Raw genomic sequence first — 919 nt, 5'->3', positions numbered from 1 at the left:
GCCGTGCAGGAGGAGCGCTGCGGGATGCTCCTCCCCCGGCCCGTCGCGCGGGGGCGCTCCGGGCCGGGTGGGGAGGGGATCAGCTCGCGAAGGTCCAGGTGAGCGGGAGCGAGGCGGACAGGCCCTGGTAGGCGTTGGTGGCCGACGAGTCGAGGGTCACGGCGATGGAGAAGGGGGTGGAGGTGCCGGGGGTGACCGGGGCGGTGTTGAGGGTCTTGACGGCGGAGCCGGCGAGGGTCGCGGCGGTGCCCGTGAAGACGGTGGTCCCGCCGGAGGTGATCACGACGTTGAGCTTGCCGCAGAAGTCGGTGGCGGAGCCGGAGGCGCCGGCCGCGACGTTGTTGCTCTGCGAGCAGGTGGCGCCGGGGGTCAGCGTGAAGGTGTTGGCGGCGACGGTGCCGGTGTTCTTCAGCGTGATCGCGGTGGTGACGGTCTGGCCGGGGACCATCGTGGTCGATCCGCCGAACTTGTTGATGGTCGCGCAGGTCGCGGTGTTGGTGCTGATCGAGCCGCCGTCGGTGCTGAGGCAGGTGATGGGGCTAGCACCGGTCGACTTCTCCTCCATGACGAGCGAGCCGGAGGCGGCGGTGTTGCCGGTGTTGGAGATGCTCGCGACGAAGCCGGACAGGGTGCCGGACATCGAGACGGAGAGGAGAGCGGCGGCGGCGATGCTCGTCGCGATGGCGAGGGGAGCGAAGCGGACGCGCTTGGACTTGGCGGTGTGGGTCGACATGGCAGGACTCCTGATCGGGTGGGGCGGGCTGATGCTGAAGGGGGAGGGTCCGGCTGGTGGTCCGCCGAACTCGATTGACCGCTAAGTTACTTGATGACAAAGATACATTGCAATCGTTCTTTCACCCCCTGTCCGGGTGACAGGCCGGGACCCCCGAGGGCGACCCGTACGATGACCCCAGCCCTA

The 919-nt window shown here is 69.0% G+C and carries 1 protein-coding gene; it reads right to left on the bottom strand.

Going from position 1 to position 919, the window contains the following annotated elements; translation table 11 throughout:
• Positions 1-79: 79 nt before the first annotated feature.
• Positions 80-733, bottom strand: coding sequence for a hypothetical protein (locus C5C82_RS17125; protein ID WP_104234050.1), 654 nt, complete (start codon positions 731-733; stop codon positions 80-82).
• Positions 734-919: the final 186 nt, after the last annotated feature.

Source organism: Rathayibacter sp. AY1D5 (assembly GCF_002932515.1).
Classification (GTDB): Bacteria; Actinomycetota; Actinomycetes; order Actinomycetales; family Microbacteriaceae; genus Rathayibacter.
Note: the sequence above shows the minus strand (reverse complement) of the source record. Positions and strands in the feature narration are given on the sequence as shown.